We start from the raw sequence: 19,103 nt of genomic DNA, 5'->3' as shown, positions 1-19,103 counted from the left end.
CCCCTCCCGCCGGGCGGAATGCATTTCCGCTCTGTCGGCGACCTCAGGCAAATCGTCAGGCTGGCCAGCGCATTTGTCAATAAGCCGGACAAACTTTCCGGGCACTCCGGCAAATTCAGACGAAGATGGCCGCCATGCGCCACGGGCAGGGATGAATTGAGCCCGGGCGCCGCCCTATTCGTCAGGAAAGTTTACAAATAGGAGGGGCCATGCCTAGATTGCCCGCGCAGGCATAGAAGGGCGGTCGGGGAGGCGCTCGGACCATGGCGGAGAAGCTCAGGGTACTCGTCGTCGGCCTCGGCCATATGGGCGTCTCGCATGCGAAGGCCTATGACCAGATCGAGGGCTACGAGCTGGCCGGGCTCTGCGCTCGCAGCGTCGCCAAGCGCACCGATTTTCCGGCGGAATGGGCTGGTATCCCCCGGTTCAGCGACTATTACGAGGCGCTGGCCACGGTGAAGCCGGACGTGGTCGCGGTCTGCACCTGGCCGAACACCCACGCCGAATACGCCATCGCCGCTTTCGAGGCCGGCGCGCACGTCTTCCTGGAGAAGCCGATCGCGCAGACCGTCGCCGAAGCGGAGAGCGTGGTCGCGGCGGCCAAGCGCACCAACAAGAAGCTGCTGGTCGGCCTCTCGCCGCCGCACAGCCCGATGTGGGTGAAGCTGCAGGAGATCGCCAAGACGCTCGGCAAGCCGCTGGTCATGCGCATGAACCTGAACCAGCAATCGATCGGGCCGGCCTGGAACTGGCACAAGGACCTGATGGAATCGGCCTCGCCGATCGTCGATTGCGGCGTGCACTATGTCGATGCGATGTGCGCGGTGACGGGCGCCCGGCCGATCCGCGTGCACGCGATCGGGGCCAGGCTCAGCGACGAGATTGCTCCGGACATGTACAATTACGGCCAGTTGCAGGTGATCTTCGACGACGGCTCCGTCGGCTGGTACGAGGCAGCCTGGGGGCCGATGCTGAGCCAGACGGCCTTCATCGTGAAGGACATCATCGGGCCGAAGGGCTCGGTCAGCGTGATCTCTCCGGAGAACGTGCCGCCGACGCCGCAAGGCGCGACCTCGGCGACCTCCTCCGAGATCAGCACCCATTCGAAGATCCGGCCGCTAAGGCTGCACCACGCCACGATCGGCCCGGACAACGCGCTCGTCCATGGCGACGAGGACATCGAGATCGCCGAGGCGCTCACCCACGCCCAGCTGACCGAGCGCAAGCAGACCTACCTGCTCGACGCCATCCGCGAGGACTGGGACATGTCGGACCACATGCGCCGGGCCGTCGACAGCATGCGCATCGTGCTCGCCGCCGACGAGAGCATCCGGACGGGCAAGCTGATCGAGCTGCCGGCCTGACCGCCCGCCCGGCGAAACACCAGAAGACGCTACCTACCGGACAAAGCCATGCCCGCCTCGCGAGACCTGATCGACCTCACCGCCTGCGCCGCCGTCGAGGCCCTGAAGCGGGAGGAGGTCAGCCCGCTCGAACTGCTCGACGCGGTCGAGGCGCGCATCGCCGAGGTCGAGCCCAAGGTCAACGCGCTGCCGACGCTGTGCTTCAAGCGCGCCCGCGACCGCGCCAAAAAGCTGATGGAGCGGCCCGTGGCCGAGCGCGGCATCCTCGCGGGCCTGCCGCTGCCGATCAAGGACCTGACCGAGGTCGAGGGCGTCCGCACCTGCTTCGGCTCGCCGATCTTCGCCAACAACATCCCGACGCGCTCGAACATCATCGTCCACACGATCGAGGGCCAGGGCGGCGTGGTCTTCGGCAAATCGGCCGTGCCGGAGTTCGGCGCCGGCGGCCACACCTTCAACGAGGTCTTCGGGATGACGCATAATCCCTGGGACCGGAGCAAATCGGCGTCGGGTTCGTCCGGCGGCGCTGCCGTCTCGCTCGCCACCGGCATGGCCTGGATCGCGCATGGCAACGACCTCGGCGGCTCCTTGCGCACGCCGGCGAGCTTTTGCGGCGTCGTCGGCTTCCGCCCGAGCCCCGGCCGCGTCGCCCGCGATCCCGGCGTCACCGTCGACAGCCTGCTCGGCGCGGAGGGGCCGATGGCGCGCACCATCGCCGACGCAGCGCTGTTCCTCGACGCACTCTCCGGCGAGAACGCCCGCGATCCGCTCTCGCTGCCGCTGTTGCCGCAGAGCTTCCTCTCCGCCGCGCAAAACCCGCGCAAGCCACGCAAGGTCGCGTTCAGCGCCGATCTCGGCATCACCCCGGTCGATCCGGAGGTGGCGGCGATCTGCCGGGCGGCGGCCGAGAAACTCAGTGGCGAGGGCGTCATCGTCGAGGAGGCGCATCCAGACCTGTCCGAAGCGCACGAGGCGTTCCAGGTGCTGCGCGCGCATTTCTTCGCCGCCAGCCACGGTCCGAAGCTGCGCGACTATCCCGAGTTGCTCAAGCCGGAGATGATCTGGAACGTCGAGAAGGGGTTGAAGCTCTCGATGCCCGAGCTGCTCAAGGCCGAGGCGCAGCGCGCCGAACTGATCAGCCGGACCATCGCCTTCTTCGACGGGTACGACCTGCTGCTGACGCCGACCGCGATCGTGCCGCCCTTCCCGAACGAGCTGCGCTATGTCGAGGAGTGCAACGGCCAGCGCTTCGAGACCTATATGGACTGGCTCGCCATCGCCTATGCGGTGACGCTGACCACGGCGCCGGCACTCTCGATGCCCTGCGGCTTCACCAGGAGCGGCCTGCCGGTCGGCATGCAGGTCATCGCCCGGCCCCGCGGCGAACTCGATCAACTCGCCTACGCCGCCTTCATGGAGCCGGTCTTCGACGCCGCGCTCAAGCGGCCGATCGACCCGCGCTAGCGCTCTTCCGAGCCTTCACAGCCACCAGCCCAAACGCCGCCGCAACGTCCGATCCCCATGGGAGCGGGCGACGCTTGACGTTCCCGCATCAACCAGCGATATTAAGAAAATGAAATAGCGTTCCGGATTTTTAATGCGCTCCGCCATCGACCGCATCTTCGATCTGATCGAGGCCATTGCCTCCAGGCCCGACGGCGTGGCGCTGAACGAGCTCGCGCAGATGTCGAACCTGTCGAAGCCGACGGCGCACCGGCTGCTCAGCGACATGATCGACCGCGGCCTCGTCAGGCAGGCCGGCCCGAACGGCGTCTACTCGCTGACGCTGGAGATCGCGCTGCTCGGCTTCCGGCACCTCGCCAATGTCGGCTTCCTCGACATCTGCCAGCCCGAGCTCGACAAGCTGGCGGCTGATGCCGGCGAATTGGTGCGGCTGTCCTGGCTCGACGGCGACCGGCTGGTGATCGTGGCGGAGTCGCAAGGCGCCAAGCCCGGCCTGCGCTTCGACGCCAATCTCGGCCGCCCGGTGGTGCTGCACACCATGGCCGTCGGCAAGATCTTCCTGACCAGGATGCCGCGCGAGCAGGCGATGCGCCTGGTGCGCGAGCAGGGCCTGCTCGGCAAGCCGGCGAGCGGCCCCAACGCGATCCAGACCGAGAGCGAGCTCGAGCTCGACCTGTCGCGTTCCGAGAAGCAGGGATTTGCGCTGGCCTATGACGAGGGCGACCTCGGCACCGCAGCCATCGCCGTGCCGATCGTCGAGCAGGCGACCGGCCGCTTCCTCGGCGCCGTCGCGATCGTGGCGCCGACGGCGCGCTGGACCAAGGCGCGCCTCAGCGAATTCGCCCCGGCCCTGCACGCCACCGCCGCGGCGATCGTCGGCAAGGCGGCCATCGCCCCCTATTGCCGCCGCACCGAAGGCAGCGTCGGCCGGACATCGAGGCTCTAGGAGCGATCATGACATCGTCGAGCGGCACATGACATCGTCTGGCAAGCTGATGAGCCTCATGGTCGGCGTGCTGACGGCGCTGGCCTTCCTCCTGATCTGGGAGGTGGCGGTGCGCGCGCTCGGCGTCGCCGCCTATCTGCTGCCGCCGCCCTCGACGATCGCGGCCGACCTGGCGAAGAACTGGCCGCGCGTCATCAGCAGCTCCTGGCTGACGACGGGCAACATGGTGCTCGGCTTCCTGCTCAGCGTCGCCGTCGGCATCCCGCTGGCGATGATGCTGGCCTATTCGCCCTTCTTCGAGCGCTCGGTCTATCCGAGCATCGTCTTCCTGCAGATCGTGCCGAAGATCGCGATCGCGCCGCTCTTCATCATCTGGTTCGGCTTCGGGATGATGCCGAAGGTGCTGCTGGTCTTCCTGCTGACCTTCTTCCCGATCGTGATCAACGCCGTCGTCGGCTTCAAATCGGTCGATCCCGGCATCATGGAGCTGGCGCGCTCGACCGGTGCGAGCGGTCTGCGGACCTTCCTGAAGATCCGCTTCCCCAGCGCCTTGCCCTCGATCTTCACCGGGCTGAAGGTCGCAGCCGCGCTGGCCTCGACCGCCGCGGTGGTGGCCGAGTTCGTCGCCTCCGACAATGGCCTCGGCTACCTGATCGTCACCTATAACGGCCAGCTGATGACCTCGATGGTCTTCGCCACGATCATCGTGCTCGGGCTGATCGGCCTCGCCTTCTACTACCTCATCGAACTCTTGGAGCGCCTGTTGCTGCCCTGGCACGTCTTCGCGCTGGCCGAGCAGACCAAGCAAGCCTGACGGACACCAAGTCCGACGACAGCAAGCCTGACGAAGATCAGGCCCGGCAAGATCATCGAATCGGCAAGACCATTCGAATCGGGAGGAACGACAATGCGCAGACTGTTGAAATACGGCGTCCTGGCGGGGCTCGCCGCCGCCACGCTCACGGCGCCGGCCGGCGCGCAGGACAAGGCGAGCCTGCGGCTGAACTGGCAGCTGCTCGGCTTCCACGCGCCGTTCTACTACGGCGTCGAGAAGGGCTACTACAAGGACGCGGGGATCGAGCTCAGCGTCAGCGAGGGCCGCGGCGGCGCCGCGACCGCCCAGGCGGTCGGCGCCGGCAGCGACGCGTTCGGCCTGGTCGATGCCGGCACGGTGATCGTCAGCGCCGCCAAGGGCATCCCGATCAAGTCGGTGATGTCGCTGATGAACAGCGGCGTCTTCGCCGTGGTGGCGCGCAAGGAATCCGGCATCACCAAGGCCAAGGACCTCGAGGGCAAGACCATCGCGGTCACCGCCGGCGACGCGCTGACCCAGCTCTTCCCGGCCGTGGTGACCTTCAACAAGCTCGACGAGAGCAAGATCAAGTTCGTCAACGTCGACGCCGCCAGCAAGGTCATCGCCGTGCTGGAGAAGCGCGCCGACGCGACGCTGGGCAGCATCGACGCGCAGTCCTTCGTGATGGAGGCCAAGGGCGTGCCGGCCTCGGTGCTGAGCTATGACGATCTCGGCGTGAAGCTGGTCGGCTTCAGCATCGTGGTCAACGACCAGACCGCCGCGAGCAAGCCCGACCTCGTCAAGCGCTTCGTCAAGGCGACGCGCAAATCCTTCGAAGAAGCGCTGAAGAACCCAGACGCAGCAGTCGCCGCCGCGGTCAAGGTCAAGCCGGAGCTCGACCCCAAGGTCGTGCGCCAGCAGATGGACGTCTCGCTCGCCAAGCTCGAATCCGCCAACACGGCCGGCAAGCCGCTCGGCGTCGGCGCAGTCGCGGACTGGGACAACACGCTGAACCTGCTCAAGACCTACCAGAAGCTGGAGACCACCAAGACGGGCTCCGATTTCTTCACGAACGCCTATGCTGAGTAGGGCGCCCGTCAGGGCCGGGCACATCGTGCTGTCCGGCGTCGAGAAGACCTTCGTCCGCGGCCTGCGCAAGACGCAGGCGCTGAACGGGGTCGATTTCGAGATCGGCGAGGGCGAGTTCGTCGCCGTCGTCGGCCCCTCCGGCTGCGGCAAGAGCACCTTGCTGCGCCTCGTCTCGGGGCTGACTGCCCCGAGCGCCGGCAGCGTCCATGTCGGCGGCGAAGAAGTCGACGGCCCGCGCAAGGACACTGGCATCGTCTTCCAGAAGGCGACGCTGGTCGACTGGCGCGACATCCTCGGCAACGTCATGCTGCAGCTGGAGCTGCGCGGCATCGAGGGGCCGGAGCATCGCGAGCGGGCCCGTGCGCTGCTTACGGCCGTCGGCCTCGGCAACTTCATGGACCGCTATCCGCGCGAGCTCTCCGGCGGCATGCAGCAGCGCGCCGCGATCGCGCGCGGCCTCGTGCACCAGCCGACCATCCTGCTGATGGACGAACCCTTCGGCGCGCTCGACGCCCTGACGCGCGAGCAGATGCGGCTCGACCTGGAGGGCCTGTGGATCCGCGACCGGATGACGGTGTTCTTCATCACCCACTCGATCGACGAGGCGGTGCTGCTGGCCGACCGGGTCATCGTCATGACCGAGCGCCCCGGCACAGTCGACAGCGTCTTCGAGGTCGACCTGCCGCGCCCGCGCGGGCTCGCCGCCCGCAAGGACCCGCGCTTCGCCGACCTCGTCGACAAGATCACCCAGATCTTCCTCACGCGCGGCGTTCTCGACGAACACCGCTCGTCGCTCGCCTCCTGACCCATCGGAGCCATGACATGACATCGAACAAGGCCCTCATCATCGTCGGCGACGCCACGGAGACGGTCGACACGCTCTATCCGCACCTGCGCCTGCAGGAGGACGGCTTCATCCCGGTGGTGGCCGGCCCGGAGAAGCGCCAGTTCCAGATGGTGCTGCACGAGGTCAAGCCGGGCTGGACCATCACGCGGGAATGGGAGGGGTACACGATCGAGGCCGACATCGCCTTCAAGGACATCGACGTCAATGAGTATGCCGGCATCTTCTTCTCGGGCGGCCGCGCGCCGGAGTACATCCGCGACGATCCGGACCTCATCCGCATCACCCAGCACTTCTTCGACGCCAACAAGCCGATCGCCAGCATCTGCCACGGCGTCGAGATTCCGGCCCGGGCCGACCGCGTCAGAGGCCGCAAGATGTCCTGCGTGCGCAAGTGCCGGTTCGACCTCGAAATCTGCGGTGGGATCTTCGTCGACGAGCCCTTCGTGGTCGACGGCAACATGGTGAGCGGCCGGACCTGGCACGACCACGGCCATGTCATGCGCGAGTGGATGGCGATGCTGCGCGCCGAGCGCGACGGCCTGCGCAAGGTCGCGTAACGCTGAGCGCACGCCGCAACTTGTCCGCATCAAGCGCCGTCATCCCGGCCGTAGCGAAGCGGAGCGCCGGGATCCATCGTAAAGCGCCGAGCCCTACGATGGATCCCGGAGCGTCGCGGCTTCGCCGCTTGTCCGGGATGACGCGGAGAGGTTTCCGCGTAACCAAGGCATGCTCTAAGGCGCGACCCGGTATTTCGAGACCAGCCTCAGGCCCAGCACCGAGACCAGCAGCGCAAACCAGACCGGGTCGGCGCGGCGGAAGAAGAAGCTCTCCAGGCAGGCGGAGTAGATCGCGAACATCCAGATCCGGAAGAACAACTCGGCCATGGCCTTGTTGGCCTCGGTCTTGATGACGCGGTGGTGGTCGCTGAGCGGCAGGATGATCAGCACCATCATCGCCAGGGCGAAGCCGGGGGTGCCAAGCGCGACGACGAGGTCGACATAGCCGTTATGGCCATGGACCATGCCGAGCGCGATGCCGGTCTCGTTCTCCTTGATCTCGGCGTACTTGACGAAATCGCTGCCCCAGAAGCCCTCGAAGCCGTAGCCGAAGATATGGCGCTCCCAGAGCCGGTCGAGCGCGAAGCTCCAGATCTCGGTGCGTCCGGTGAAGGTCTGGCCCGGGCTGACGGCCTGGACGACGGCATTGACCGGTTCGAACAGCACCGAGCCGACCGTCGCCGTCAGCATCACCGCGAGCGGCCCGAGCGCCAGCAGGGCGCGCACGAAGATGTTGTCGATGCGGGCGCAGGCGAAGCCGATGCCGACCAGGAGCGGCGCCAGCGCCATCGAGGTCTTCGACTCCGTCGAGTAGAGGAAGAGCGCCGAGAGCGCGATGATCGTACCGCCAAGCGGGCGCGAGCGCACCTGCGTCACGAAGATGCCGATGAACAGGAAGATCACCATCATCGCGCCGGCGATGTTCTTGTGGTCGAACAGCCCGCGCCAAGCGCCGGCATGCTCGGGTTCGAGCGCATCGCCGGCGGAATGGACCGCGATGTCGGGAAAGATCACCAGGCCGGCATAGCAGACCAGGATGACGATCAGCGCCGCCCAGCCGAGCAGGCTGGCGAAATGGCGGATGCCCCGCGGCAGCAGCATGATCGCGCCGGCGATCACGATGACGACCATGGTGAAGCGGAAGGCGCGCATCGAGACGTCGGGCTGCGGCGAGTTCAGCACGCAAAGCGTCATCCAGACGAAGAAGACCAGCCAGACCGGCCTGAGATAGGCCTTCGCTGCAACGCGCCCAACTGAGACGAAGGCGCAACCGATGCTCAGCACCGCCATCAGCGAGAAGCTGATCTGGTTGACGATGTTGCTGCTCGCCTCGTTGTCGACCTCGTAGCTGCCGCGGAACGGCGCGGTCGAGATCCAGACGAGAAGGAAGGCGCAGACGAAGACGGCGCTGCTCAGGTAGTAGGTCGCTTCGTCGGCTTGGGAGCTGGCGGGCGGTGCTCCCGCTTCACGAAGGTCGGTCGCGCTCATCGGAGAGGCCTAGCCGGCTTCATTGACCACGAAGCCGCGGATCTTCGCGGCGTTCGGGCCGAGCGCGGCGTTGGCCTTCTCGATATCGCCCGCACCGGCACCGCCCTCGCGAATGACGAGCACGATGTCGTCGACCACCTCGGCGAAGCGCTGGGTCAGCGTGTCGCTCTCGATGGTGGCGCCGTCGATCACGATCGGGCCGAAGCGGCGGGCGGCATTGAAGAAGTCGCGGCCAATCTGCTCGGCGGTGACGAGGTCGCTGCGGCCGCGGCGCGGCAGGAAGAACAGGCCGGTGCCCTCGTCCTGAAGCGCGACGCGCACCAGCCCGGCGGCGCCGGAGACGACGTCGTGCAGGCCGGCCTCTGCGTCGGTCGCATAGACCTGGGTCAGGTTGTTCTCGCCCTGCGCCGCATCGACCAGCATGGCCGGCAGCCCTTCCAGCGCCGCATCGAGCGCGAGGTTGAGGGCCAGCGTCGAGGCGCCGGCACCGGGACGCAGGCCGAGCACGAGGATGCGCCGCCGCTCGCCATCCTTGGCAAGCGCGATTCTGATACTGTGGACGGCCTTGGCGAAGCCGGCATTCGGCTTGTCCATCACGTCGACGAGATGGGCCTTCTGCTGGAAGACCGAGCGCGGCTCGCCCTCGCTGCGGCGCCAGCGCCGGTGGCGCACGGCGGGCAGGGTCGCGAGCAGCGGCACAGCCGCAGCCTGCAGGATGTCGGGCATGCGCAATGACTGGCCGCCCTGGATCGTGGCGAAGCGCCGCCAGCCGGCCTTTTTCGGCACGGCATCGGACTTCACGGCGTCCGGAGCGGAGGCGAGCGGCGCCGGGGCGGCCTGCGCAACCGGGGCCGCTTCGGCGCTCTCCTCAGCTTCGGCCTTGTCGGTGCGCCGGCGGGTGAGGCGCCAGCCGCTGCCTGCGCCATTGCCATTGGCCGGAGGCGCCGGCCGCGCGCCGAGCAGGGCGAAGCCGAGCACGGCGAGCGCACCAAACCCGCCGCCGCCGATGCCGCCGAGCATGACGATGGTGCGCCGGGTGATACCGCTCTTCTCCAGCGGCGGGATGGCGTTGCCGATGATGCGCGCGTTGGTCGTGTCGATGCCGGAGAGCTCGCCGGTCTCGCGGGCGCGGCGCAGGAAGGCGTCGTAGACGACGCGCGAGGATTCGACTTCGCGCTCCAGCTCGCGCAGTTCGACCGAGGCGCGGCCGGCCGCATATTGCTGCGACTTGAGATCGTCGACCCGGCGGGAGATCTGCTTTTCGGCCTCGACGGCCCGGTCGTACTCGACCTTGGCGGCACGGGAGATGCGCGACAGCTCGTCGGCGATCTGGCGGCGCGCGTCGCGGACCTGCGCCTGGGCCGAGGCGAGTGCCGGGTGGCGCGCGCCGAGCGAGGCCAGGAGGTCGGCCTCCTTGTTCAGGGCCGCGCCGAGCTGCGAGCGCAGCGCCGTCATGGTGTTGGAGGCGACGGCCTCGGGAACCGAGCCGGCTTCGATGCTGGAGGAGTTCACCGCACGCGTCTGGTCGTATTTGGCCTTGGCCTCGGTCACCCGCGTGCGCAGCGCCACCAGCTGCGCATTGTTCAGCGCAAGCTGCTCCTCGCCGATGGTCTTGCCGCCGGCGCCGACGATGTTGTTGGCTTCCTTGTATTTCTCGGCCTTCTCCTCGGCCGTGCGCAGGCGGTTGCGCAGCTCCTCGAGGCGCGAGGTCAGCGCTTCGGTGGCGCGGTTGGCCGCTTCGGAGCGGACGGCGGCCTGATCCTCAAGGTAGGCGCTCGCCAGCGAATTGGCGATGCGCGCCGCCTTGAGCGCCTCGCGCGACGTCACGGAGATGTCGATGACGAAGGTGCGCTCGCCGCGGCGGACGGCGACGCTCTTGTCGAGCGCTGCGAGCGCATAGAGCATGCCGTCGCGCGGCGGGGCGCCGCTATTCGGCAGCAGGTCGGCGATAACGGCCGAAAGCCCGGTCTTCGTCGCCTCGCCGCCGAATTCCGGGTCCTTGTCGAGCCCCTCCTGCTTGATCACGCGCATCTTGATGCTGTCGGAGGCGATGATGCGCGCCTGGCTTTCGAGATAGGCGGTGATCGAGGTCGGGTCGCTGCCGACGGCGTTGGGCGAGACCTCGTTCTGGAGCACGCGCAGATCGCGCGGGTCGATGAAGAGCTGCGCCGTCGAGATGTATTTCGGCGGGACCATCAGGCTCGCCAGCGCCGCCAGCAGCGCGCCGACCAGAGCCGCCAGCACGATCCAGAGCTTGCGCCGCCACAGGGTCGTGACCAGCCAGAACGGATCGGCGAGGAGAGCGAGCTTCGGAGCCTCCGCTTCGGCACGCGCTTCGCGCTTGCCGGCAGGCTCCTCCGTCCTGTTGAGTTCGCCCGGGGCGTTCTCGATGGTGAACATCACGCTACGCTTCACTCTCAGAGTCCCGACCCATGCCGGGCCCGACTGCCGGCCCCCACAATGAGGGCAGGCAGTTACCAAACATCTCAGCCCAGGCCGCGCCGGTAACGATCCAGCACCTTCATCATCGGCTTGGGTTTATACTCCGTATCGAGCGGCAGGGGGCGCGCCTTGGCGCCGTCCCGGCGCGGGAAGGTTTCCGCGATCCAGGAATAGCGGTCACTGAGCCCCCAGGTCACGATCGCCCTGGGCTGGCGGGCCGAGACGACAGCGTCGAGGAAGGTCGAGACCAGGCTCGCCGCGGCGCGGTCGCGCACCGCCGGATCGGCCGGCAGCTTCCAGTCGATCACATCGAGCTCGGTGACCTCGACATCGATGTCGAGCTTGCCGAGTTCCAGCATGAATTGCCGGAGGCCATGGCTGTCGATTTCGCGCTCGCCATAGAGATGCGCCTGCATGCCGAGCCCGTGCACCGGGATGCCCTTGTCCTTGAGCCGGCGGATGATGCGCAGGGCGACCTCGCGCCTGATCGCGATGCGCGGATCGGGATCCTCGAAATCATAGTCGTTGATCACCAGCCGCGCCTTGGGATCGACGCGGGCGGCGGCGCGGAAGGCGATCTCGATATGATCGGGGCCGAGCAGGCGCTGCCAGATCGTGTCGCGATAGGGCTTCTCCAGCGTCGGCTCGTGCGCGATCACCTCGTTGACCACGTCCCAGGTCGCGATCCGGCCCTTGTAGCGGTCGACCACGGTCTCGATATGGCTGACGAGCTCGCGCTCGGCCTCGGCCCTCGTGCTCATTTCCTTGGCCCAGGGCGGCAGCGCCTCGCCCCAGAGCAGGGCGTGGCCGCGCACGGCCTGGCCGTTCTGCCGGGCGAAGCCGATGATCTCGTCGGCGCCGGAGAAGTCGAAGCCGGTCCGGTCGTGCCGCAGCGCCTCCCATTTGAGGTCGTTCATCGGCACGATGACGCTGCAATAGGTCTTCAAAGCCTCGCGATAGCGCGGATCGGCCCGGAACATCTCGATCTGCGCCGCCGAGCCGAAGGGGATCGCGGCACGGCTGGCGCGAGCGCCGCCGGCAGCCAGCCCGGCCGTCAGGCCGGCCGCTGCGGCCAGGGCGTCTCGTCGTGTGATGCGGCTCATGTTCCGATCCGGTTCAAGCGGAGCGCGCCCGGCGGCACGGTTCCGTTTCGTTTAGGGTCGCTCAATGCCTTTACGTTAAGCGGGGGCTGAGCACCCGCCCGGCACACGCACGGGCCGGGCCAGCCACCGCAACGGACCCCATGTCGCCTGACCGCGCCACCATCTCCGCCTACCTCACGATCCTGAGCGGCTCGGCTGGCCGGCTCGTCATCTCGCTTGTCTACTTCCTCATCGTTGCGAATACGTTGACCTTAGGTGAGTTCGGCCTGTTCGCGACCGCGTCCTCGACCGGGCTGATCCTGTCGCGGCTGCTCGCCTTCGGCTTCGTCTCGCCGGTCTATCGCGTCGCGACGGTGAAGCCGCGCCTGCTCGGGGCCTATCTCGCCGGCTTCTTCGGCCTCGCCGTGCTCTCGGTGCCGCTCATCCTGCTGGTGGCCGCGCTGGCCTATCGGCTGCTCTTCGAGGACCGGCTGGCGCTGCTGCCCTTCGCGCTGATCATCGTCTCCGAGGTCTTCGGCTGGCGCGTGGTCGAGCTGGTCTCGATCGTCAATAACGGCCTCAGGCGCTTCCGGCAGGCGGCGATCCTGGTCATCCTCGGCTCGTCGCTGCGGACGCTCGCGGCGATCGCCTTCTACTTTTTCGGCCATGCCAGCCTCGCGACCTGGGCCTGGGCCTATCTCGGCACGACCATGCTCTCGGCGGTGATCGCGCTCGCGTTCTTCCTGCCGCGGCTGCGCCTGCGCTTCGTCCGGGCGCTCTATCCGCGCCGCATGGCCGATGCGGTCTTCGCAGGCGCCGCCGAGATCGTCTTCTACGTCCAGGCCGAGCTCGACAAGCTGCTCATGCTGGCGCTCGCCGGCGAGCGCATCGCCGGGCTCTACGCCATCGCCATGCGGGTGATCGACCTCACCGCCATGCCGGTGCGCAGCTTCAACCAGATGCTGGTGCAGAAGATCATGCAGGAGCGCGGGCTCGGCGGCGGCGCGCGGCGGCGTGCGCTGGTCGAGGCGGCGATCGCGGCCATCTCGGTGGGCGGCCTCGTCGCCGTCATCCTGCTGCTGCTGCCGTTTCCGGGCATGCTCGGCCGCAACGTCTCGGAAGCCGCCTATCTCTTCCTGCCGATGCTGCTGGTGCCGGCCTTCCGCAACCTCGTTGAATACCATGCCGAGCTGCTCTACGCCCGCGAGCGCACCGGCTCGCGCATCGCGCTGCTCTGCGCCGTGACCGCGCTCAAGGCGGGGCTGCTCTCCTGGGTGATGACCCGCTTCGGCAGCGGCGACGACTGGGCGCCCTGGCTCAACCTCGTCTTCGGCGCGGTCTACCTGCTCTCGGCGAGCGTGACTTATCGGCTGCTCGGCAGGCGCTGAAAGGCTCTCGGATCACTGCGCCTCGAACAGCGCCCTGAGCTGCTCGACCGGCTGGCCGATGAAGGACTGCACGCCGACCGCGACCTGCCCCGGCCCGAGCACGTCCTCGAAGGTGCGCAGGCTGGCGATACCCTCGGCATCGCCGCCCCAGTAGACCTTGCAGAGTTCGAGGGCATCCGGCCAATGGCCGGCCTGATCGAGGCCGCGCACGCGATCGACGTAGTAGCCGTAGATCATGTACTCGGAAAACTGGCGCTGGCCGGCGACGGCCGAGACCCAGTCGCGCCCGGTGGTCTTCTCGATCAGCGCCATCATCGCCGCGACGTTGTCGCGCCGCCAGCTCACCAGGTTGTTGATGTAGTCGTCGCTCGGAAGGCCCGGCGCCGGCAGGCCAAGCAGGCGCGAGGCGCCCTCACACCAGGCGACATGATCGGCCATGCCCTGCTTGATGTTGGCCGGCTTGCGGTAGAGCCGGATGGCGCCATTCGCCTCAAGCGAGCCGAGATCGAAGGGCCGCAGGAAGATCATGTCGGAATCGGCGAAGAGCACGACATCTTCTGCCATCTTCAACGGAAGCGTGAGCTTGCGCAGCTGCTGGGCGTGCCAGCCGCGCAAAGGCGGCACACCGCGGCTGAGCGCGCCGAGTCCGGTCCAGACACGCCGGCGGCCAAGGGTGAGCGGGTCGGGCCAGGATTTCAGCCAGGACGGCAGCAGCTCGGCCTCGGCGATCACCCGCCGCTTCGGGCCCGCCAGCGGCTTGAACAGTGCGAGGTCCCTGTCCTCGACCAGCAGGTAATGCGCGCCATGGCCGCTGACGAAGCGGTCTATGCTGGCGCAGAGCAGCCGGCAGCGCTCGTAGTCGCCGGCATAGCTCGGCGTCGCGATGGCGTAGCTGAAGCTCATCGCGCCGATCTGCGCCCGAAATACCTGATGCGCAACATCCTGAGCAGGAAGGCCGGGTTTCCCAGCACGTAGCGGCGCCAGAGCCGGCCGGGCTCGAGCCAGAGCCGGTAGAGCCATTCCAGCCGCATCTGCCTGACAGCTTCGGGAGCACGCTCCACCTCGCCGGCGAGGAAATCGAACAGCGCGCCGACGCCGGCGGCAACGCTGGCGTGCCGGATATCGATCTTTCCGGCGATCCAGCGTTCCTGCAGCGGATTGCCGAAGGCGACCAGCAGGATGTCGGGACGCGCCTCGCGCAGCCTCAAAAGCAGGCCGGGCTCCTCGGCGGGCATGAAATAGCCGTGGCCGAGCACCTCGAAGCGATGCGCCTTGTGGTCCTGCGCCAGCCTGACAGCCGCGCGCTCGGCCACGCCGGGCTTGCCGCCGAGCAGCATGACCTGGAGCGGCCGGGCCTGCATCGTGAGCAGCGCCGGGATGAAGTCGGTGCCGTTGAGATTGGCCGGGAACGACTCGCCGTAAAGCAGTCGCGAGCCGATATCGACGCCGATGCCATCCGAGAGGATCAGGAAGTCGGCGAGCGCCCGCCGCAGCTCGGCGTCGCCTGCGGCCAGGTTGACCAGATGCGCGTTGCAGAAGGCGAGCTTGACGTGATCGCGCCCGCCGATCGCCTCGTCGAGCAGGCCAAGCGCCGCCTCGCGCGTCAGCGCGGCGATGCCGACACCGCCGATATCGCGCTTGGCGATGTCGGACCGTGGCGGCAGCGCCGTCGCCAATGCCATGTCGAAGGGAAGGTTGGCCGTCACGGTCGCGTCTGAATCCGGCATTTATGCCGCTACGTCATTGACGAACCGTCCGTTAGGTCAAGCTGAACCGCTCGATAGGGTGAACGCCGCCCTGTAACCGCCGCATTGCGCCTCGCCCGGCGGCTTTTTCTCCGTCCCAGAATGGCACATCCAGGCCAAGCCGCACCCTTTCCAGAACAGGTTACGGCGCAAGAAAGCTTTGAAATCGCGGAACAATCTCTCTTCTCCGGCACATTCTGGCGCAGCGCGCGGCGGCATGGCGCTTGCCGTTACGTCCGGTGAGGGCGCCCGAGCCGCGAGACCTGTCTCGTTCCGGGCCGTCCGCAGCGCCGCGTCGGGCAAGCGCGGCTCCGGAGAGCCTGTGATGATGAGCGTCAACGACCTGAACTACGCGGCGGCCACAGCGGCCGACGAACGCGCCAATGCCTGGCGGCACTGGATCGGCCTCGTCACCGCGCTGACCGACGCCGTCGTGGTCGTCGCCATCGTCTGCATCGCCTCGGTCGCCTACCATCTCGAGGCCTACGGCCATTTCGGCAACGCGCAGATCTCACTCGAACTGGCGACGATGGTCACTGCGATCTTCGTCTTCACCAACGTGATGCGCGGGCGCTACCAGCTCAGCAACTACCTCTCGACCAAGGGCCAGATCGCCTCGGCCTTCACGGTCTGGAACGTCACGATGGTGGCCTTCATCGCCTTCGTCTTCCTGGCCAAGATCGTCGACCATTATTCCCGCGCCGTCGTGCTGGTGACCTACCTCACCGGCATCCCGCTGATCACGCTGGCGCGCTCGGGCATCGTCCGCACCATCTCGATCGCCAGCAAGACCGGCCGCATCACCTCCGAGCGCGTCTTCCTGATCGGCCGCGAGGCCGACGTGATGTCCTTCGTCTCGCGCCACCAACCCTGGAACATCGGCTTCGTCATCACCGACGTCGCCTTCCTGCGCAGCAACGATTCCAGGCGGATCAACGACCCTGCCGCGGCGCTCGCGGCCGACCTCGCCACCGCCGCGGCGCGTTGCCGGCAATTGCGGCCGGACGCCGTCTTCATCGCCATGCCCTGGTCCGAGCAGGAGACGATCGACGCCTGCATCGACGCCTTCATGAACCTGCCGGTCGCGATCCACCTCGCGCCGGAGCGGATCATGGACCGTTTCGACAACCCGCATATCGTGCGGATCGGCTCGCTCGCCAGCCTGCGCCTGACCCGCCCGGCGCTCTCGGTCGTCGAGGTCGCCGCCAAGCGCGCCTTCGACACCATCGCCTCCGTGGCCGCCCTCGTGCTGCTGCTGCCGCTGCTGCTGATCATCGCGGCGCTGATCAAGCTCGATTCACCAGGTCCGGTGCTGTTCATGCAGCGCCGCTACGGCTTCAACCAGCAGCCCTTCCGCATCTTCAAGTTCCGCACGATGACCACGACCGACGATGGCGACACCATCCGCCAGGCGACGCGCAACGACCCGCGCATCACCCGCATCGGCCGCTTCCTGCGTCGCTACAATCTCGACGAGCTGCCGCAGCTGCTGAACGTGCTGGCGGGGCAGATGTCGCTGGTCGGGCCGCGCCCGCACGCGCTCGCCCACGACCACGAGTTCCAGCGCAAGATCGCGCTCTATGCTCGGCGCCACAATGTCAAGCCGGGTATCACCGGCTGGGCCCAGGTCAACGGCCTGCGCGGCGAGACCGATACCGACGAGAAGATGGCCAAGCGCATTGCCTGCGACCATTGGTACATCGACAATTGGTCGTTCTGGCTCGACCTGGCCATCCTGCTTAGGACCGTGTTCAGCCGGCGGGCGTATCGGAACGCGCAGTGAGGGATGAGTCTAACGTGCAGGTCGGGGCGGCCTTGGAAGCGCTGGCCTAGCCGGTTTCAGCCCGCTACCTTGCCGCCCGACATTCAAGCCGGGGGCTGACCATGAACCAGATCGATCTCAACGGCCGCGTCGCCATCGTCACCGGCGGCGCCCAGGGCATCGGGCGCGCCGTGGCCGAGCGCTTCGCCGCCAGCGGCGCCAAGGTCGAGATCTGGGATCTCGACGGCGCGCTTGCCGAAGCCGCGGCAGCCGAGATCGGCAAGGGCGCGACCGGCATCGCGATCGACGTCACCGACGCCGCGGCCGTGAAGACAGCGGCGGATGCGCTGGAGGCCCGCCTCGGCAGCGTCGACATCCTCGTCACCAGCGCCGGCATCGCCGGCCCGAACTTCAAGACCTGGGACTACCCGCTCGATGCGTGGAGCAAGGTCATGCGGCTCAACGTCGACGGAACCGTGCATTGCTGCCAGGCGGTGATCCCCGGCATGATCAAGCGCAACTACGGCCGCCTCGTCCTGGTCGCGTCGATCGCCGGCAAGGAAGGCAATCCCAACGCCTCGGCCTATTCGGCCTCGAAGGCGGCGGTGATCGCGTTGACCAAGTCGCTCGGCAAGGAGACCGCCGACAAGGACATCGCGGTCAACTGCATCACGCCGGCCGCCGCCCGCACCCGCATCTTCGACCAGATCAGCCAGGAGCATATCGACTACATGCTCTCGAAGATCCCGCGCGGCCGCTTCCTGCAGACGGAGGAGGTCGCGTCCATGGTCGCGTTCCTGGCCTCGGCCGAGAACAGCTTCACCACCGGCGGCGTCTTCGACCTTTCGGGCGGGCGCGCGACTTACTAAGCTTTAACGATGACCGCTTCGCTCCCCTCCGCCGCCGTGCTCGGCGCCCGTGCCTTCGCCGCGCTCGACGGCCTGAACCGCTTCACCGACGAACCCGGCAAGCTGACGCGACTTTACCTCTCGCCGGCGCACCGGCAGGCGGCGGAATGGACCAAGGGCGCGATGGAGGTCGCGGGCCTCGCCGCCTTCATCGATGCGGCCGGCTCGGTGCAGGGGCGGCGCGAGGGCGCGACGCCCGGCCTGCCGGCGGTGCTGATCGGCTCGCATATCGACACGGTGAAGGATGGCGGGCGCTTCGACGGCAATCTCGGCGTCGTCGCCGGCATCCTGACCGCGCAGGCGTTGCGCGATGCCGGTATCACCCTGCCGTTTGCGCTGGAGGTGGTGGCCTTCGGCGACGAGGAGACGGTGCGCTTCCCGACCTCGCTCTCGACCTCCTCGGCTCTCGCCGGCCACTACGATCAGGCCTGGCTCGATGCGCGCGATGGCGACGGCACCGTGCTGCGCGATGCGCTCGTTGCCTTCGGTGGCGACCCCACCGGCGTTCCGGCGTTGGCGCGCAAGCCCGGCTCGCTAAAGGCCTATCTCGAGGTCCATATCGAGCAGGGACCGCTGCTCGAGGCCGAGAACGAGGCGGTCGGCATCGTCAGCACGATCAGCGCCCAGAGCCGCGCCCGCGTCCGCGTCACCGGCGAGGCCGGCCATGCCGGCACGGTGCCGATGAAGCTGCGCAAGGATGCGCTCACGGCGAGCGCCGAGATGGCGCTGGCCATGGAAGCGATCGCCTCCGCCCATGACCAGGCGGTCGGCACGGTCGGCGTCTTCCGGCCCGACCCCGGCGCCACCAACGTCGTGCCCGGTGCGGTCGACTTCACCATCGACTTCCGCGCTCCGCTTGGAGAGACGGTCGCCAGCATGGACCGCGCCGTTCATGAGCGCTTCGGCGAGATCGCGGCACGGCGTGGCGTCGAGCTGACGATCACGCCCTATTCGCGCGAGGACGCGACGCCGATGGCGGCGCACCTCCAGGACGCGCTCGCAACCGGCATCGCCCGCGCCGGCTCGAACCTGAGCGCGCGCCGGCTGCCCTCGGGCGCCGGCCATGACGCCATGGCGATGGCGCGGATTTGCCCCTCCGCCATGCTGTTCGTGCGCTGCGAGAAGGGCATCAGCCACTCGCCGCTGGAGAACATGACCGAACTCGACGCGGGGATCGCGATCCGGGTGCTGCTGGAGACGGTGCTGGAGCTGGCGCGGCAGGGGTGAC

General features: G+C 67.8%; 16 protein-coding genes. 11 read left to right on the top strand and 5 right to left on the bottom strand.

Annotated features, from left to right (window positions below):
* Positions 1-263 precede the first annotated feature (263 nt).
* The 7 genes from DWF00_RS01145 (at position 264) to DWF00_RS01115 (ending at position 7,060) form a co-directional block, all read left to right on the top strand.
* On the top strand, positions 264-1,364 hold the full coding sequence (locus DWF00_RS01145; RefSeq protein ID WP_114828696.1) for a Gfo/Idh/MocA family protein: 1,101 nt from the start codon (positions 264-266) through the stop codon (positions 1,362-1,364).
* A 48-nt stretch (positions 1,365-1,412) separates the two neighbouring features.
* The gene (locus tag DWF00_RS01140; protein WP_114828695.1) at positions 1,413-2,828 is read left to right on the top strand and encodes an amidase; all 1,416 of its coding nucleotides are present in this window, start codon (positions 1,413-1,415) and stop codon (positions 2,826-2,828) included.
* Positions 2,829-2,961: 133 nt separating this feature from the next.
* Entirely contained in the window at positions 2,962-3,774 is an 813-nt protein-coding gene (locus DWF00_RS01135) for an IclR family transcriptional regulator (RefSeq protein WP_114828694.1), read from the top strand.
* 28 nt (positions 3,775-3,802) lie between these two features.
* Positions 3,803-4,588: an ABC transporter permease gene (locus DWF00_RS01130; RefSeq protein ID WP_114828693.1), complete on the top strand. Its 786-nt coding sequence runs from the start codon at positions 3,803-3,805 to the stop codon at positions 4,586-4,588.
* 93 nt (positions 4,589-4,681) lie between these two features.
* Positions 4,682-5,656 (top strand): ABC transporter substrate-binding protein, encoded by a 975-nt coding sequence (locus tag DWF00_RS01125; RefSeq protein WP_114828692.1) that lies wholly within the window; start codon positions 4,682-4,684, stop codon positions 5,654-5,656.
* Positions 5,646-6,461, top strand: a complete 816-nt coding sequence (locus tag DWF00_RS01120) for an ABC transporter ATP-binding protein (protein WP_114828691.1) — start codon at positions 5,646-5,648, stop codon at positions 6,459-6,461. The genes DWF00_RS01125 and DWF00_RS01120 overlap by 11 nt, the downstream gene beginning before the upstream one ends.
* 17 nt (positions 6,462-6,478) lie before the next feature.
* Positions 6,479-7,060 carry a DJ-1/PfpI family protein gene (locus DWF00_RS01115; RefSeq protein WP_114828690.1) on the top strand — a complete coding sequence of 194 codons (582 nt, stop codon included), beginning with the start codon at positions 6,479-6,481 and terminating at the stop codon, positions 7,058-7,060.
* A gap of 174 nt (positions 7,061-7,234) precedes the next feature.
* On the opposite strand, the gene DWF00_RS01110 is transcribed toward DWF00_RS01115, so the two are convergent.
* The 3 genes from DWF00_RS01110 to DWF00_RS01100 all read right to left on the bottom strand — a co-directional run bounded on the left by DWF00_RS01110 (position 7,235) and on the right by DWF00_RS01100 (position 12,093).
* Positions 7,235-8,548 (bottom strand): O-antigen ligase family protein, encoded by a 1,314-nt coding sequence (locus DWF00_RS01110; protein WP_114828689.1) that lies wholly within the window; start codon positions 8,546-8,548, stop codon positions 7,235-7,237.
* A gap of 9 nt (positions 8,549-8,557) precedes the next feature.
* On the bottom strand, positions 8,558-10,963 hold the full coding sequence (locus DWF00_RS01105; protein WP_147283670.1) for a Wzz/FepE/Etk N-terminal domain-containing protein: 2,406 nt from the start codon (positions 10,961-10,963) through the stop codon (positions 8,558-8,560).
* A 71-nt stretch (positions 10,964-11,034) separates the two neighbouring features.
* Positions 11,035-12,093 (bottom strand): endo-1,4-beta-xylanase, encoded by a 1,059-nt coding sequence (locus tag DWF00_RS01100; protein WP_114828687.1) that lies wholly within the window; start codon positions 12,091-12,093, stop codon positions 11,035-11,037.
* Positions 12,094-12,233: 140 nt separating this feature from the next.
* Here DWF00_RS01100 and DWF00_RS01095 point away from each other — a divergent pair, with 140 nt between their 5' ends.
* A complete protein-coding gene (locus tag DWF00_RS01095; RefSeq protein WP_114828686.1) occupies positions 12,234-13,460 on the top strand; it encodes a lipopolysaccharide biosynthesis protein in 1,227 nt (408 codons plus the stop codon).
* 12 nt (positions 13,461-13,472) lie between these two features.
* Here the strand turns inward: DWF00_RS01095 and DWF00_RS01090 are convergent, their stop codons facing one another.
* Together DWF00_RS01090 and DWF00_RS01085 are read right to left on the bottom strand one after the other, a co-directional pair.
* Positions 13,473-14,363, bottom strand: a complete 891-nt coding sequence (locus tag DWF00_RS01090) for a DUF6492 family protein (protein ID WP_114828685.1) — start codon at positions 14,361-14,363, stop codon at positions 13,473-13,475.
* Positions 14,360-15,187 carry a WecB/TagA/CpsF family glycosyltransferase gene (locus tag DWF00_RS01085; protein WP_245973690.1) on the bottom strand — a complete coding sequence of 276 codons (828 nt, stop codon included), beginning with the start codon at positions 15,185-15,187 and terminating at the stop codon, positions 14,360-14,362. Before DWF00_RS01085 ends, DWF00_RS01090 begins: the two co-directional genes overlap by 4 nt.
* Before the next feature lie 343 nt (positions 15,188-15,530).
* Between DWF00_RS01085 and DWF00_RS01080 the strand changes: the two genes are divergently transcribed.
* From DWF00_RS01080 to DWF00_RS01070, 3 genes are all read left to right on the top strand, one after another.
* The gene (locus tag DWF00_RS01080) at positions 15,531-16,988 is read left to right on the top strand and encodes an undecaprenyl-phosphate glucose phosphotransferase (RefSeq protein WP_181832577.1); all 1,458 of its coding nucleotides are present in this window, start codon (positions 15,531-15,533) and stop codon (positions 16,986-16,988) included.
* Between the two features lie 101 nt (positions 16,989-17,089).
* Positions 17,090-17,836, top strand: a complete 747-nt coding sequence (locus DWF00_RS01075) for an SDR family NAD(P)-dependent oxidoreductase (protein ID WP_114828683.1) — start codon at positions 17,090-17,092, stop codon at positions 17,834-17,836.
* A gap of 9 nt (positions 17,837-17,845) precedes the next feature.
* Positions 17,846-19,102, top strand: a complete 1,257-nt coding sequence (locus DWF00_RS01070) for an allantoate amidohydrolase (protein WP_114828682.1) — start codon at positions 17,846-17,848, stop codon at positions 19,100-19,102.
* Position 19,103: the final 1 nt, after the last annotated feature.

The sequence above is a fragment of the Allobosea caraganae genome, from assembly GCF_003351345.1.
GTDB lineage: Bacteria > Pseudomonadota > Alphaproteobacteria > Rhizobiales > Beijerinckiaceae > Allobosea > Allobosea caraganae.
This window is presented reverse-complemented; position numbering and strand designations above follow the sequence as displayed.

Coding starts and splice junctions, on each gene's coding strand:
- DWF00_RS01140 (WP_114828695.1), top strand. CDS start 1,413: ATGCCCGCCTCGCGAGACCTGATCGACCTCACCGCCTGCGCCGCCGTC.
- DWF00_RS01075 (WP_114828683.1), top strand. CDS start 17,090: ATGAACCAGATCGATCTCAACGGCCGCGTCGCCATCGTCACCGGCGGC.
- DWF00_RS01110 (WP_114828689.1), bottom strand. CDS start 8,548: ATGAGCGCGACCGACCTTCGTGAAGCGGGAGCACCGCCCGCCAGCTCC.
- DWF00_RS01135 (WP_114828694.1), top strand. CDS start 2,962: ATGCGCTCCGCCATCGACCGCATCTTCGATCTGATCGAGGCCATTGCC.
- DWF00_RS01100 (WP_114828687.1), bottom strand. CDS start 12,093: ATGAGCCGCATCACACGACGAGACGCCCTGGCCGCAGCGGCCGGCCTG.
- DWF00_RS01120 (WP_114828691.1), top strand. CDS start 5,646: ATGCTGAGTAGGGCGCCCGTCAGGGCCGGGCACATCGTGCTGTCCGGC.
- DWF00_RS01125 (WP_114828692.1), top strand. CDS start 4,682: ATGCGCAGACTGTTGAAATACGGCGTCCTGGCGGGGCTCGCCGCCGCC.
- DWF00_RS01080 (WP_181832577.1), top strand. CDS start 15,531: ATGATGAGCGTCAACGACCTGAACTACGCGGCGGCCACAGCGGCCGAC.
- DWF00_RS01130 (WP_114828693.1), top strand. CDS start 3,803: ATGACATCGTCTGGCAAGCTGATGAGCCTCATGGTCGGCGTGCTGACG.
- DWF00_RS01095 (WP_114828686.1), top strand. CDS start 12,234: ATGTCGCCTGACCGCGCCACCATCTCCGCCTACCTCACGATCCTGAGC.
- DWF00_RS01115 (WP_114828690.1), top strand. CDS start 6,479: ATGACATCGAACAAGGCCCTCATCATCGTCGGCGACGCCACGGAGACG.
- DWF00_RS01145 (WP_114828696.1), top strand. CDS start 264: ATGGCGGAGAAGCTCAGGGTACTCGTCGTCGGCCTCGGCCATATGGGC.
- DWF00_RS01090 (WP_114828685.1), bottom strand. CDS start 14,363: ATGAGCTTCAGCTACGCCATCGCGACGCCGAGCTATGCCGGCGACTAC.
- DWF00_RS01085 (WP_245973690.1), bottom strand. CDS start 15,187: ATGCCGGATTCAGACGCGACCGTGACGGCCAACCTTCCCTTCGACATG.
- DWF00_RS01070 (WP_114828682.1), top strand. CDS start 17,846: ATGACCGCTTCGCTCCCCTCCGCCGCCGTGCTCGGCGCCCGTGCCTTC.